The sequence below is a fragment of the Rhizobium pisi genome, assembly GCF_003938655.1.
GTDB classification, from domain to species: Bacteria; Pseudomonadota; Alphaproteobacteria; order Rhizobiales; family Rhizobiaceae; genus Rhizobium; species Rhizobium pisi.
Map to the genome: position 1 here is coordinate 21,649 of NZ_RJJT01000029.1, position 13,182 is coordinate 34,830.

Below are 13,182 nucleotides of genomic sequence, written 5' to 3' on the forward strand. Positions count from 1 at the left end.
GCGAAACACAAAGGCCGCCACGTCGGCGTGGCGGCCCTGCCTCATTTCTGCTGATGTAGCCGATCAGCTGCGCGGCAGCATGCCCTCGACATCGGCAGCCGCGTCGTCGAGCGCTTCCTTCGGCTCGGCAGATTGGTCGACGATGCGCGAAAGGTTGTCGACGATCGTCTGCGTGACCTTGACGCCGTTCGAGCCGGGGAAGGCATACCAAGGGATCATGACCGGCATCTGGCTAAGACCTGCCTGGAACAACGGGTTCTGCTTGTAGAAATCGCCGAGATATTTGGGCGACTTGGCGGCAAGCTCGTTATTCGGGACATAACCGGTGCCGGGCGCGACGACGGAGGCGCCGTAAGGGCCGGCTGCAAATTTGGCGAACTTCCAGGCAGCGTCCTGCTTGGCGGCGTCATGCGTCAGGATGACGACGGCGTTGCCACCCGTCGGCAGATGGCCGTTCACCGGATCGATCAGCGGGATTTTTGCGGTGCGCAGATCAAACTTGTTGCCGACATTCTTGATCGTGTTGCGCAATGCGCCTGTTGTCTGGAATTCGAAACCGACCTTGCCGGCTGCAAAAGCCTGTTCGCCGGCGGGCTTGGTGAAAACGGGCATGCCGCCTTCGGTGACCAGACGATGCAGGACTTCGACGGCCTTCTGACCTTCCGGACCGTTGAAGGCGACCTTGCTTTCGTCGTCGCTCAGCATCTTGCCGCCGGCGCCGAAGAGCAGTGCCGAAAACATCCAGTCGTCGCCCTGCCAGCGGAAATCGATACCATCGACGCCATTGCCGAGCGCCTTGATCTTGCCGCCTAGCGCGATGACCTCATCCCAGGTCTTCGGCGGATTTTCAGGATCGCCGCCGGCTGCCTTCACGAGATCGGCGTTGTAATACATGATCGGGTTCGAGGTGGCGAAAGCCAGGCCCACCTGCTTGCCCTTGACCTGGGCGAGCTTGAGGATCGTATCGGAGAAGCCCTGCTCGGCCATGTTGCCGTCTTTCTTGACGAGCGGGCCGAGATCGACGGCAACGTCGCGCTCGTCGAGCATGCGCAGGCGATTGAGGCCAATGAAGGTGATATCGGGCATTTCGCTGGTGCCGACCTGGCGAAGGATCGTCTGGATACCTTCTTCATAGGTCGCCGAGGGGCTGGCGAACTGGATCTTGATGTCGGGGTTTTCTTCCATGAATTTCTTCGAGATCGTGTCCATCACGTCCTTGAAGAAGCCCGGCATCGGGTAATGAACCGTCAGCGTCGTCTCGGCATGCGCGGGAAGCGCGATTGCCAAGGATACGGCCGCTGCGGCGAGAAGCTGGGTGATATGTTTCATCGCTCGTTCTCCTGGTTGAAGCCGGTCAGCCTTTGAGACCGGTCATGGTAATGCCCTCGACGAAACGCTTCTGCGCAAGCAGGAAGGCGGCGACGAGGGGAAGGGTAATGATGAGGGTCGCCGCCATCAGCGCGCCGTAGTCGTCGCCGGCTTCGGCGGCGCGGAAATACATCAGGCCGAGCGGCGGTGTGGCGTAGTCCTGCTTGCTGATGACGATCAGCGGCCAGTAGAGGTCGTTCCAATGGGCGACGACCGAGAAGATGGCAAAGGCGGTGACCGCCGGCCAGGCATTCGGCACGATGACGCGGGCGACGATGCCGAGCTCTGACATGCCGTCGAGACGCGCGGCGTGGATGAGATCATCCGGCATGGCGCGGAAGAACTGCAGGAACATGAAGATCGCGAAGACCGAAATGGTGAAGGGCGCGACAAGGGCGGCATAGCTGTTGAGCAACGAGGCGCGGTCAAAGGCGACATAGAGCGGCAGCGCGGTGGCATGGATCGGCACGAGAAGGCCGAGCATGACAAGCACCATCATGGCCCGGGCGGCGCCAAAGCGCAGCTTCGCCATGGCATAGGCGCAGGGGATCGCCACCAGTATCTGGAAGAAGAAGATCAGCCCGCAGACGACGACGCCATTCCACAGGAGCCGCGCCATCGGCACCCGGCTCAAGGCCTTGGTGAAGTTCTCGACATAGGTGAGGTGCGTGGGGATCAGCGACAGCGACGAGGTAAAGATGTCGCCCTGCGCCTTGCCAGCCGTCGAGATCATGAAGACGTAAGGCGACAGGAAGATGATCGCGCCGAGAGAAAGCAGCGTCAGGCGGATGATCCTGCCGAGGGAAAAAGCGCTGGTCATCATGTGTAATGCACCCGGCGATCGAGAATGCGGTACTGCAGGAACATCAGCACCACCAGGATCAGGAGGAAGACCACCGTCATCGCCGAGGCGTAGCCGACGCGCAGGTAGACGAAACCTTCCTGGTAGATCGTGAAGAGCAGCACTTCCGACGCCTTGTTCGGGCCGCCGTCCGTCAGCGTCTTCACGATCTCGAAGACCTTCACAGCATTGGTGATGCTGATCGTGATGACGAAGAGCGTCGTCGGCCCGAGCATCGGCCAGGTCACCAGCAGGAAGCGATCGAACGAGGATCTGGCGCCGTCCACTTCGGCTGCCGCGTAGAGCTCGCGCGGGATCGCCGTCAGCCCGGCGAGGAACAGCACCATGTTGAAACCGACCGATTGCCAGACGCCGATGATCGACAGGCTGTAGAGGACCGTGCCGGAGCTGCCCAGCCAGTTCGGGCCGGGAAGGCCTGCAAGCGCCAGAAGCGCATTGATGGGGCCGATGGTGGGATGGAACATATATTGCCAGACGGTTGCCATGGCGACGATTAACGAGGCGACCGGCAGGAAATAGGCGGTGCGAAACAAGCTGCGTGCTGCCGTCTCGCTCTCGATCAGCATGGCGATGCCGAGCCCGAGAAGAATCGATACGGGTGCGACGATTGCCGTGTAGACAGTGGTATTCCACAGCGATTTGCAGAACGTGCGGTCGGTGATCAAATGCGCGTAATTCTCGAAGCCGACGAAACGGAACTTGCCGTAGCCGAGTTCGAAATCGGTGAAGCCGAGCACGATGACGGATGCCACCGGCAAAAGCACGAAGAGGAAAAGCAGGACGATCGCCGGCAGCACCAGCATCCAGGCGATGCGGGCCTCGCTGCGCCGATGCGCAATAGCGGGATTGCCTGGCACGGCCATGGAGACGACGCTAGCCATGTGCCCTCTCCCGCTTGATGTCACTTGCGGCGAACCCGCCACCGGCCTCGGCGCGAGCGGCCAACCGGCTGCCGTCCTCGGCGAAAGCCATTGTCCTGCCCGACGACAGCCGCAATCCGACCGGGTCGCCGGCTGCAAGGCCTGCGGCTTCGGGCGGCTGAACCTTGGCGATCACGCTCTCGCCGATCGCATCGAGACGGCAATAGAGGATGACTTCCGACCCGAGGAATTCGATGCGCTCGATCCGGGCGGCAAGCCCGTCCTGGCGGTTCCTGTCGAGAAACACGAACTCGGGGCGAATGGCGAGCGTGACCGGTATTTTGCCGGCAGGCGGGTTTTCCAGCGTCAGGCGCATATCGCCGAAAGCAACGACACCGTTCTCGGCTTCCGCCGGCAGCAGATTGATACGCGGCTGGCCGATGAAGCGTGCCACCTCGATATGGGCGGGATCGTCGTAGATCACCTCCGGGCTTGCGATCTGCAGCAACCGGCCGCCCATCATCACGGCAACACGGTCCGCCATCGACAGCGCTTCCGCCTGGTCATGGGTGACATAGAGCGTCGGCACACCGGCGCGGCGATGCAGCTCGACGATCTCGCCGCGGGCATGGACGCGCAGATTGGCGTCGAGATTGGACAGCGGCTCATCCATCAGGAAGATGCTCGGCTGGCGCACCATGGCGCGGGCGAGCGCCACGCGCTGACGCTGGCCGCCCGACATCTGACCGGGCTTGCGGTCGAGCAGATGGTCGATCTTCAGTGAAGTCGCCATGTCCCTGACGTCGCGGGCAATCGTCGTGCGAATGGTCCGCTGGTCCGGCATCAGCGATCCCAGAAAGGGCAGCCGCTGCATCCTCGACAGCCGGCGCATTGCCAGCGGCACGGCGATATTCTGAGAGGCCGTCAGATGCGGATAGAGCGCGTAGGATTGAAAGACCATGGCAATGTTGCGGTCGGCGGCGGCGACACCTGACATGTCCCGCCCACCGATCAGGATCTCGCCGTGGTCGGCATGATCGAGGCCGGCGAGCACGCGAAGCAGCGTGCTCTTGCCACAGCCGGAGGGGCCGACTAGCGCGATGAATTCGCCGGCACCGACATCGAGGCTGACGCCATTGAGGATCTGGTTGCCGCCGAAAGCCTTGGTAATACCGTGAAGCGAGAGCGCGCTCATTCGACGGGCTCCCGCGGCTTGACCGCCTGCGGATAGACCTCGTGCACGACATCGTCGAGCACATGCGCGGTCATACCGGGAATAGCGACGATCGTGCTTGCGACATCGGCACCGAACTCATGGATGACGGCGCCGATCAGGCGGTCGCCCGGCATCTCCCGCTCCATCTTGTCGATGACGAAGGCGGCCGACGGCCCCCAGGTCAGCTGGGTATTGACGAAACGACCCTGCCAGGCCCAGTGAAGATGGCCGCTTGCGAAAAGCGCCACGTCGTGGGCCGCGATCAGTTCATAGAGCCGGCGCCGCTGAGCAGGACGAACGCTCCAATATCCGGTATCGCCTTCATCGGGTGCGTCGACGAACAGCGGCTTGTGCGCGAAGAGCGCCACGCGCCGCCCTGCCCTTTCGGAAAGCGCCTTGGCGAGCCACTCGAACTGGGCCTCCTCTTCGTCGTCCTCATGGCCAAGAAGCAGCGAGTTCAGCCCGACGAAGCGCCAGCCGGCCGTATCCTCCAGCCAGCGGTCGTCACCGGCAAGGCTGCGCCAGCGCGCAAGTCGCTCGTCATTGACGGGCTGATCGGATTCTTTGAAGTGGCCGACGTCATGATTGCCGGGAACAATCAGCATCGGGATCGAGATCTGGCGCATCAGATCCATCGAGAAGGTGATATCCTCGTCCTTGTCGGCCCCATCGACGGTGAGATCGCCGGTGTGGACGATCAGATCGGCGCCCGTCTCCTCGATCCATGTCAGGAGCGGTGCCCAATTGCCGTTGAAGTGCGGCTTGTTCGGGCTGAAATGGGTGTCGGTGATCTGAATGATTTTCATGGGGCGCATCTCCAAGACAGGGGAAGCGCGAGATGTCGTCACACGCGTCCCTTCCTTGGCACCTCTCTAGGAGGCTCCCATGTCAAACAGATATCTGATGTTTTCAGCTGTTTCTCAGTTGTGACATCAATCTGTCATGCGAACGCTAACCCGCCGTCCGCGGATTAGCGGCGCGGCGCATTGGCGGGGATGGATGAAACCGTTGCCGAGACGGGATCGCTCGCAGGAAATGTGTCCTCAAGTCCCTCCTCGAGTTCGTCCTCCAGCGTTTCGCGATCTTTGCTCGAACGTGCACTGGCTTGGCCGAGAAGGCCCTTGCTGCCTTCATCGAAGTTGCCGTTGCTCAGGGCATCGTAACGGTTGACGCTGCCATCCGTGCCGGTGCCGGTAAATGCCGTCAGCTGAACCATCATGACCTTGGCGTGATCCACCGCCGTTTTCTCATCGAGTTCGCCATTGGAGTTGTCGATCCTGACGGAAATCGATTCCCCTCCCTCACCCAGAAATTCGACGGCAAGGAAGCCGCCAGCCTGCGTCACCCGCGTTTCGATCAATTGCATGGGAAACCTCCTGTGCTCACCACATCAACGGCGAGCAAGGTTCGGAGTTCCATCGAGACGCCTTTCGACGCCGCAAGCAGTCGAGCCGAATGCGTCTTCCGCCGGCGTTTATGGTTAATTTATTAATAATTCGGGATTTATAAATGGAGCCAAGCGGTCCGGTACGTTGCGGAGGAACCCCCGATGATTCTGAAAATCCTTGCCCCGAAAATCGACGGCGATTGCCATGACACCGGCACCTATCCCGATGGGATCTTTGCCGAAAACCGAATCGATCTGTCCATCCGCCGTGACGGCCGTCGCCGCTCGCCGCATGAACGCGATTACGGCGCTGACAGGAAACTGGAAAACCTGCCGCTCGGCTTCGCCTGAGGTTCCCGCCGCCCAAGGCGGCAAGCGTCACAGCCTGCGGAAGACAAGAACACCTGCCGCAGGCAGCACGGCATTGAGCGCTCCCGCCGTGGCCCTGATCTTTGCGCCGCCATTGCCGACATTCCAGCCGCCATATTCCTGAGCATCGGTGTTAAAGACCTCCTCCCAGAGGGCATCTCCCAGGCGTTCGCTATGCAGCCAATAACCGTCATCGAAAGGAGCGTCGTTCAGCGATCCGACCACAAGGAAATCCTCGCCGTCGTTCCACCGGTGGAATGCGATTACCCGATTTTCGTCATGAATTAGGGGAATGGCGATGTTGCGCGAACGAATAGCTGCTTCGCGGATGCTGAGTGCGATCAGGTCGCGATAACAGCTGAGCAATCCCGCTCCGCCATTCTTGGCTTCGCCTAGAATATTCTCCCGGTTGTCGAGGAAATCATCGTAGCGATAGGGCTTCTGGGCGCCGATTTCCTCGCCCATGAAAAACATCGGCGTCCCGGCCGACAGCAGCGTCATCGCTGCAGCGAACCTTGATCGCGCCTCGGCCCACTTGCGGGTTTCGCCGACAACAGGCGCGAAATTGACCGCGATAACAGCAGTTCGCGCCGATCCCTCTCGATTGCCGCAATCGTCATGCGACTGGTTGTAGACCACCTTTGATCGCGCGCTCGTGCGCAATGCGCCGGCAAATGACGACATGGTCAGAGGCCGCTCGTCGCCGAAACCGGCATTCTTCAGCAGCTGCGCCTGCGCACCGCCATGATATTCGACGAGATTGTGATGAAAATCGCCGTACCAGGTCGCGTCGAAGCCGAGTCCGTCGCCAGTCAGGCTCGGTTCCGTCATCGCCGACCAGTCGGAATAATCTTCGGCCGTCAGGAAAAGCTGCGGTTTGATCAGCCGCATCGTGCGGGTCCACTGCTTTAAGAATTTGGCGCCGAAGGCCGCGGCCCGATCAGCGCGACGGCCATCGGCGTGCAGAACCGGATATTGATGGATCGAGCTCGTCTGATCCAACCGGAAGCCATCGATATGGCAGACGGAGACGAAAAAGGCGGCGCTCGAAATGAAAAGCTGGCGCACGGCTTCTTCATCGAAGGCAGGCGCCCATCCCGTGGAGATGTTGTCGATATATCCGCCTCTGGGATCGGCGTAGTCCTCCGGCCGTCCTTCGTACCAGTAATAGATATTGCGCGTGTGATCGTTGGAATCATAGGCCCATTGCGCGCGCTCGCCGTCCGGATCGAAGTGGTTGTAACAAACATCGAGGATGACGGCGATGCCCTGTTGATGGCACGCCTTGACGAACATCTTCAACCGGTCTGTGCCGCCCGCGCCGTGGTCCGCGGCAAAGAAATGCGACGTGCCGTAACCCCAATTGGCCCGGGTCTCGAATTCCGCAATCGGCAGCAGTTCCACGGCGTTGACGCCCAGCGCCGAAAGATGGGCGACGAATGCGATGGCGTCATCGAGCGTTCCGGGGGCGGACTTGCCGAAGCCAAGAGCGCCGACATGCAATTCATAAATGACAAGATTTTCGAGCCGATCCTGAAGCAGCCGTCCGGCAACGAACTCGTCCGCCCAGAAAGCCTCGGCGGCAACCTCCTGGCCTGAAGGGAGCACCACCCGTTTCGGATCGCAGACGACTGAGCAGCTCTGCGGTCCGTCCAATGCCGCCGGCGATCCGCGATAGATTGCGCCGTCGGGATCGAAATCTCCGGCGCCGATCTGCATGAGAGACCAGATATCGGTCCGGTAGGCGAATGATCCGTCGTCCTTGGTAACGCGGTACATATAGGGCGTGCCGACCATGCCGTCGAAATCGGCAAGTGTGCCATCATCGCCGGTTTCAGCGATCCAGAACCCATCCGTGGCCCTTCTCATGCCGATGGTCGCGTCCGTGCCGGTGCCGTCGTCGGCGATATAGCCGATAGCGGGATCGGCGAGCACGAGCGAAACCTCTTTCGCGTTCGGCGCCCAGACCGAGAAGCGAATGCCGTCGGCGGCGCCGGGCCTTTCAACCCGATTGGCCCCCAGACGGCCGATCCATGTCAGATAGTAGATCTGCGGCGCCATGTCCCGCTGGAGATCGAAAGCACGTTCACGACGCGACGAGGTCTCGTCATCCAATTCGGCGGCGATCGCCCAGAGGTTCGGTGTATCAGGCCGATCCAGCTCGATACCCCAGCGAAAATTTGTGCCGATCCCGGCATCTGGAAAGGAAACATCTGCAATGAAGACCTCATATCCGTCTTCGTCATGGGAACGCCGCATAGGAACGGACGTCCAATCGTTCGAATGCCGACCGTGCTCGTCCCAACTGCCACGAAGGCGGACATTGTCGAATTCCGTCGACGGCAAGCCACTGCGAAACCGGAATTGAACATTGACGGTCATCGGATCCTCCAAACCTGCATCGGATTACGTCATGCAATGGGGTATGGGCCGTCTCAGGCGGCATGATCAGCAGGCTGAATGCAAAAAGGCAAGCACCAATTCCGCAGCAATTGCGATGCGACGCAGGTCACATTCAGAACAATAAATCATGGTTAACGGGCAACACTGCACGGCCCTCCCCGTGTATTAAATCGATTCGGCTTCAGCAAATGGGGATATATTCCCACAGCCGATTCCCTTGTAAACTGGGAGAAAAACTTATGGCTCAAGCTGTTAGAATAAACGATATTATTCGTTCCTTTGGCATCGACACACATATCGACTATACAGACGGAAAATATTCCAATGTCGGTGAAGTTGTCAAAGCTCTCGACTATCTTGGCCTCGACACGGTCCGCGATCATGCCCCCAACACCGCTTCCGATCCCAACGGTCAGACGCATCTCGGCGATGCGGCCGCAGCCGGCGTGCAATTCGTCTTCAGCGCCCAGCGGGAAGTGGACCCCGCGACCGTCGCCCAGCGGCTGCATACCTTCGTGCAGGCCCATCCCGGTTCGGTCGTCGGCATCGAAGGTCCGAACGAAGTCAACAACTGGCCGGTCGGCTATCACGGCCTCAGCGGCCAGGCAGCCGCGCTCGCCTATCAGAAGGACTTGTTTGCCGCCGTCAACGCAGATCCCTTGCTGAAGAATATCCCGGTCCTCGGCTTTACCGGATATACCGTCGCTTCCGCGTCCGACTACACGACGATCCACACCTACGCGAAAGATGGCGACCAGCCATATTCCTGGCTCTCCCGGGAATCCGGTGTTCAACGCGCTGCCGATCCCGGCAAGCCGCTTGCAGTCACCGAGACGGGCTATCACACCTCGCTGACCGCCGACACCAATGGCGGCTGGGAAGGCGTCAGTGAAGCGACGCAGGCAAAGCTCGTGCTCAATACATTGATGGACGGGGCAGCGCTCGGATCGAAAAACACGTTCATCTACGAACTGCTGGACGCCTATTCCGATCCGCAGGGCACCAATCAAGAAAAGCATTTCGGCCTTTTTCATCTCGACTATTCCGCCAAGCCGGCAGCGACGGCAATCCACAATATGACCGAAATCCTCGATGACGGCGGCGCGACCAAGGCAAGCTTCAGCGCGGGGGCCCTCAACTATTCGATCGACGGTCTGCCGTCGTCCGCACACAGTTTGCTCACGGAAAAATCGGACGGCAGCTACCAGATCATCATCTGGAACGAGCCCGACATCTGGAACCAGGCCTCCGACACCGCCATTCAAGCCGCGACGTCAGGCGTCAAGATCAATCTCGGGGCCTCCTTCGGCGCCGTGGAGGTCTTTGATCCTCTGAGCGGAACGGCGGCAATCAAGAGCCTCAGCAACGTTTCGTCCCTGACGCTTGACGTCGTCGACCATCCCCTGATCATCAACATCAAGGGCGGCAGCGCCAGCACGCCTCCACCGGCCGGCGACCATCTCTACGGCGGCACCGGCAACGACACTTTCACCGTGAGCAACCCCGCCCAAATCGTCGACGAAAGCAAAGGCGGTGGGACCGACACCGTCATGTCGTCGATTAGCTTCAGCCTCAAGGATACCGCGCATACGATCGGAAATGTCGAGAATCTGACGCTGACCGGCACCGCCAATCTGAACGGCACGGGGAATGCCCTGGCGAATGTTCTCACCGGCAATTCCGGCAACAATATCCTCGATGGAAGCACGGGCGCCGACCACATGTCGGGGCACGCCGGCAACGACACCTATGTGGTCGACAATACGGGCGATTTTGCCGATGAAACAGGCGCATCCGGCAAGGACACCATCAATGCTTCGATCTCCTTCAATCTGGCTGATCAGACACGCACCGCCGGAACGATCGAAAACCTCGCCTTGACCGGAACGGCCAATCTCAGCGCGACAGGCAACAACGCGGCCAACGTTCTCACAGGCAACGACGGAAGCAACATTATCAATGGCGGCAAAGGCGCCGATCAGATGACCGGCGGGCTCGGTAGCGACAAGCTGATCGGGAAAGCCGGCGCGGACATTTTGACCGGCGGCGGCGGAGCCGATTCCTTCGTCTTCGACGTGAAGCCCGACAATCTCAGCGTCGACAAGATCCGGGATTTCTCTTCCGCGGCGGGCGACAAGCTATTGTTCGACCATGCGATTTTCGCCGCACTCAGCCTCTCCGGATTTTCGGATGAGAATTTCGTTCTGGGAACGAAAGCGCTCGAGGCCGATGATAGACTGATCTACAATCAGACCAGCGGCGCTCTATTCTTTGACGCGGATGGAAGCGCAGCGGGCAGCGCAGTCCATGTCGCCGATCTCGACAAGTCTCCCGCACTTCACTTCAGCGATTTCCACCTTCTCTGATAGGGATAGCGGCCGTTCCGGCCGCTTCCACCACAATCGAATACAATGAATTTCCGTGGCATGACAGGCAGCCGGCGTTGCCGCGCCCCTCTTGCCGCCGCGGATATCCGCCACATTCTTCCATTGATGCCACTCGTGCAGCAGCGGAGAAGCCTTTGCCCTGGATCGCCTATATCGCCCATTTCATCGCCGCAGCCTTTCTGACGAACGGCGTGCCGCATTTCGTCAACGGCGTCAGCGGCCGGTCTTTCCGCAGCCCTTTTGCGCCGCGGGCAAAGCTTGGCTCGCCGACAGCCAATGTCGTCTGGGGCTGGGCAAATTTCCTCATTGCCTTCCTGCTCTTTGCCAATATCGGGCCGCTCTATATCGGCACGCCGGGCGATACGATCTTTGTTGCGGCCGGCATGCTCGTCACCGGCATCGTCCTTGCTCGGATTTTCGAGGGCCAGTCTCGATAGTAACTTGCATGATGATAGTCACTGTTGTAGTGACATCAGCCATGCAGCGGACAAGCTTCAGCAATTTCAAATGCCCGGCGGCACGCGCGCTCGACAGCGTCGGCGACTGGTGGAGCATCCTGATTCTGCGCGACGCCTTCCAGGGACTGTCGCACTTCGATGAATTCCAGAAGAGCCTCGGCGTGGCGCCAAACATCCTGACGCGGCGGCTGAAGCATCTGACCGATGAAGGGCTGTTCGAACGGCGGCTCTATCAACAACGCCCTGCCCGTTACGAGTATGTCTTGACGGAAAAGGGACGGGATTTCTTTCCTGTTTTGATGGCGCTGTTTTCCTGGGGAAGCCGCCATATTCCGGCAGAGGACCTCGCCTTCCTGCTCGGCGATGCTGCCTCCGGCCAAGAGCGCAAAACGGTGCTGGTCGACGCTCAGACCGGCGAACAAGTCACACCCGAGAACACCAGCCTGCTTGCAGGCCCAGCCGCCGATGACGGGGTGCGCGAACGGATCGCCCGCATGCGCGCATGGTATCTCGGCATCGACGCATAGAGAGGAAATGCAATGGATCGTATCGTTGTCACCGGCATGGGACTTGTCTCGCCACTCGGCACCGGCGTCGAGCCCGCCTGGAGACGTCTTCTCGACGGCGGCTCGGGTCTGAGTGTGCTGGCGGAAGATATCGTCGGCGAGCTTTCGGCCAAGGTCGGCGGTATCGTTCCCAGCATCGCCGAGGACGCGGAAGCCGGTTTCGATCCCGATCGATACGTGCCGCCCAAGGATCAGAAGAAGATGGACCGCTTCATCCACTTCGCCATGGCGGCGACGGAAGAAGCGGTGAAGCAAGCCGGCTGGATGCCTACAGACGAAGGCGAGCGCGAGCGCACAGCAACGATCATCGCCTCCGGGGTCGGCGGTTTTCCGGCGATCGCCGAAGCGGTGCGGATCAGCGAAACGCGCGGCGTGCGGCGGCTATCGCCCTTCACCGTGCCTTCCTTCCTCGTCAACCTTGCAGCCGGCCAGGTCAGCATCCGCTACGGCTTCAAAGGACCGCTCGGCGCGCCAGTGACGGCTTGTGCGGCCAGCGTCCAGGCGATCGGCGATGCGGCGCGGCTGATCCGCTCCGGAGAAGCGGATGTGGCGATCTGCGGCGGCGCCGAAGCCTGCATCGACAAGGTGAGCCTCGGGGGCTTTGCCGCCGCCCGCGCTCTTTCCACCGGCTTTAACGACACGCCGGAACTTGCGTCGCGGCCCTTCGACACGGCACGCGACGGTTTCGTCATGGGCGAAGGCGCCGGCATTCTGGTCATCGAGACGCTGGAACATGCGCTTGCCCGTGGCGCCGTGCCGCTCGCTGAACTCGTCGGCTACGGCACGGCGGCAGACGCCTATCACATGACCTCTGGCCCTGAGGACGGCGATGGTGCCCGCAGGGCGATGGAGGCCGCGCTGAGGCAAGCAAAGATCCCCACCTCGGAGGTCAAGCATCTGAACGCGCATGCGACCTCGACACCGGTCGGTGACAGAGGCGAGATCGCGGCGATCAGCACGGTTTTCGGCCGCAATGGCGGCATCGCCGTCAGCGCGACGAAATCGGCGACCGGCCATCTGCTGGGTGCCGCCGGCGGGCTGGAGGCGATCTTCACCATCCTCGCATTGCGCGACCAGATCGCGCCGCCGACCCGCAACCTGGATGAGGCCGATCTAGCCGCTGACGGCATCGATATCGTCGGCAAGACGGCGCGGCCGGTGGCGATGGACTATGCCATTACCAACGGTTTCGGTTTCGGCGGGGTGAATGCCAGCGCCCTCTTCCGGCGCTGGTCTTAGCGCCCACTTTCCTTGCGCTGGAAATGGCCTACACTTCCGCTCTATCGGGAGCATTCCTTCGATAGAG

12 protein-coding genes are annotated in these 13,182 nt (G+C 60.8%); 5 read left to right on the top strand and 7 right to left on the bottom strand.

Annotated features, from left to right (window positions below; all coding sequences use genetic code 11):
- Nucleotides 1-63: 63 nt before the first annotated feature.
- The 6 genes from EFD55_RS28910 to EFD55_RS28935 all read right to left on the bottom strand — a co-directional run bounded on the left by EFD55_RS28910 (nucleotide 64) and on the right by EFD55_RS28935 (nucleotide 5,672).
- On the bottom strand, nucleotides 64-1,329 hold the full coding sequence (locus tag EFD55_RS28910; protein WP_125849942.1) for an ABC transporter substrate-binding protein: 1,266 nt from the start codon (nucleotides 1,327-1,329) through the stop codon (nucleotides 64-66).
- A 25-nt stretch (nucleotides 1,330-1,354) separates the two neighbouring features.
- The gene (locus EFD55_RS28915) at nucleotides 1,355-2,191 is read right to left on the bottom strand and encodes a carbohydrate ABC transporter permease (RefSeq protein WP_125849944.1); all 837 of its coding nucleotides are present in this window, start codon (nucleotides 2,189-2,191) and stop codon (nucleotides 1,355-1,357) included.
- A complete protein-coding gene (locus tag EFD55_RS28920) occupies nucleotides 2,188-3,111 on the bottom strand; it encodes a carbohydrate ABC transporter permease (protein ID WP_125849947.1) in 924 nt (307 codons plus the stop codon). The genes EFD55_RS28915 and EFD55_RS28920 overlap by 4 nt, the downstream gene beginning before the upstream one ends.
- Entirely contained in the window at nucleotides 3,104-4,285 is a 1,182-nt protein-coding gene (locus tag EFD55_RS28925) for an ABC transporter ATP-binding protein (RefSeq protein ID WP_125849949.1), read from the bottom strand. The genes EFD55_RS28920 and EFD55_RS28925 overlap by 8 nt, the downstream gene beginning before the upstream one ends.
- Nucleotides 4,282-5,112, bottom strand: coding sequence for a metallophosphoesterase family protein (locus EFD55_RS28930; RefSeq protein ID WP_125849951.1), 831 nt, complete (start codon nucleotides 5,110-5,112; stop codon nucleotides 4,282-4,284). The genes EFD55_RS28925 and EFD55_RS28930 overlap by 4 nt, the downstream gene beginning before the upstream one ends.
- A gap of 164 nt (nucleotides 5,113-5,276) precedes the next feature.
- A complete protein-coding gene (locus EFD55_RS28935; protein WP_125849953.1) occupies nucleotides 5,277-5,672 on the bottom strand; it encodes a hypothetical protein in 396 nt (131 codons plus the stop codon).
- Between the two features lie 183 nt (nucleotides 5,673-5,855).
- On the opposite strand from EFD55_RS28935, the gene EFD55_RS28940 reads away from it, so the two are divergent.
- A complete protein-coding gene (locus tag EFD55_RS28940) occupies nucleotides 5,856-6,044 on the top strand; it encodes a hypothetical protein (RefSeq protein WP_125849955.1) in 189 nt (62 codons plus the stop codon).
- 27 nt (nucleotides 6,045-6,071) lie between these two features.
- Here EFD55_RS28940 and EFD55_RS28945 read toward each other — a convergent pair whose 3' ends face one another.
- Nucleotides 6,072-8,444, bottom strand: coding sequence for an alpha-amylase family glycosyl hydrolase (locus tag EFD55_RS28945; RefSeq protein ID WP_125849957.1), 2,373 nt, complete (start codon nucleotides 8,442-8,444; stop codon nucleotides 6,072-6,074).
- A gap of 260 nt (nucleotides 8,445-8,704) precedes the next feature.
- Here EFD55_RS28945 and EFD55_RS28950 point away from each other — a divergent pair, with 260 nt between their 5' ends.
- The 4 genes from EFD55_RS28950 (at nucleotide 8,705) to fabF (ending at nucleotide 13,115) form a co-directional block, all read left to right on the top strand.
- Entirely contained in the window at nucleotides 8,705-10,831 is a 2,127-nt protein-coding gene (locus EFD55_RS28950) for a calcium-binding protein (RefSeq protein WP_125849959.1), read from the top strand.
- A gap of 155 nt (nucleotides 10,832-10,986) precedes the next feature.
- A complete protein-coding gene (locus EFD55_RS28955; protein ID WP_125849961.1) occupies nucleotides 10,987-11,289 on the top strand; it encodes a hypothetical protein in 303 nt (100 codons plus the stop codon).
- Nucleotides 11,290-11,330: 41 nt separating this feature from the next.
- Complete coding sequence (locus EFD55_RS28960) at nucleotides 11,331-11,837, top strand: winged helix-turn-helix transcriptional regulator (protein ID WP_125850037.1); 507 nt, start codon at nucleotides 11,331-11,333, stop codon at nucleotides 11,835-11,837.
- 12 nt (nucleotides 11,838-11,849) lie between these two features.
- Nucleotides 11,850-13,115: a beta-ketoacyl-ACP synthase II gene (gene fabF / locus EFD55_RS28965; RefSeq protein ID WP_125849963.1), complete on the top strand. Its 1,266-nt coding sequence runs from the start codon at nucleotides 11,850-11,852 to the stop codon at nucleotides 13,113-13,115.
- The last annotated feature ends 67 nt before the right edge of the window (nucleotides 13,116-13,182 follow it).

What these genes read in the sequence shown, in the direction of transcription:
- EFD55_RS28910 (WP_125849942.1), bottom strand. Translation starts at nt 1,329, where the DNA reads ATGAAACATATCACCCAGCTTCTCGCCGCAGCGGCCGTATCCTTGGCA.
- EFD55_RS28915 (WP_125849944.1), bottom strand. Translation starts at nt 2,191, where the DNA reads ATGATGACCAGCGCTTTTTCCCTCGGCAGGATCATCCGCCTGACGCTG.
- EFD55_RS28920 (WP_125849947.1), bottom strand. Translation starts at nt 3,111, where the DNA reads ATGGCTAGCGTCGTCTCCATGGCCGTGCCAGGCAATCCCGCTATTGCG.
- EFD55_RS28925 (WP_125849949.1), bottom strand. Translation starts at nt 4,285, where the DNA reads ATGAGCGCGCTCTCGCTTCACGGTATTACCAAGGCTTTCGGCGGCAAC.
- EFD55_RS28930 (WP_125849951.1), bottom strand. Translation starts at nt 5,112, where the DNA reads ATGAAAATCATTCAGATCACCGACACCCATTTCAGCCCGAACAAGCCG.
- EFD55_RS28935 (WP_125849953.1), bottom strand. Translation starts at nt 5,672, where the DNA reads ATGCAATTGATCGAAACGCGGGTGACGCAGGCTGGCGGCTTCCTTGCC.
- EFD55_RS28940 (WP_125849955.1), top strand. Translation starts at nt 5,856, where the DNA reads ATGATTCTGAAAATCCTTGCCCCGAAAATCGACGGCGATTGCCATGAC.
- EFD55_RS28945 (WP_125849957.1), bottom strand. Translation starts at nt 8,444, where the DNA reads ATGACCGTCAATGTTCAATTCCGGTTTCGCAGTGGCTTGCCGTCGACG.
- EFD55_RS28950 (WP_125849959.1), top strand. Translation starts at nt 8,705, where the DNA reads ATGGCTCAAGCTGTTAGAATAAACGATATTATTCGTTCCTTTGGCATC.
- EFD55_RS28960 (WP_125850037.1), top strand. Translation starts at nt 11,331, where the DNA reads ATGCAGCGGACAAGCTTCAGCAATTTCAAATGCCCGGCGGCACGCGCG.
- fabF (WP_125849963.1), top strand. Translation starts at nt 11,850, where the DNA reads ATGGATCGTATCGTTGTCACCGGCATGGGACTTGTCTCGCCACTCGGC.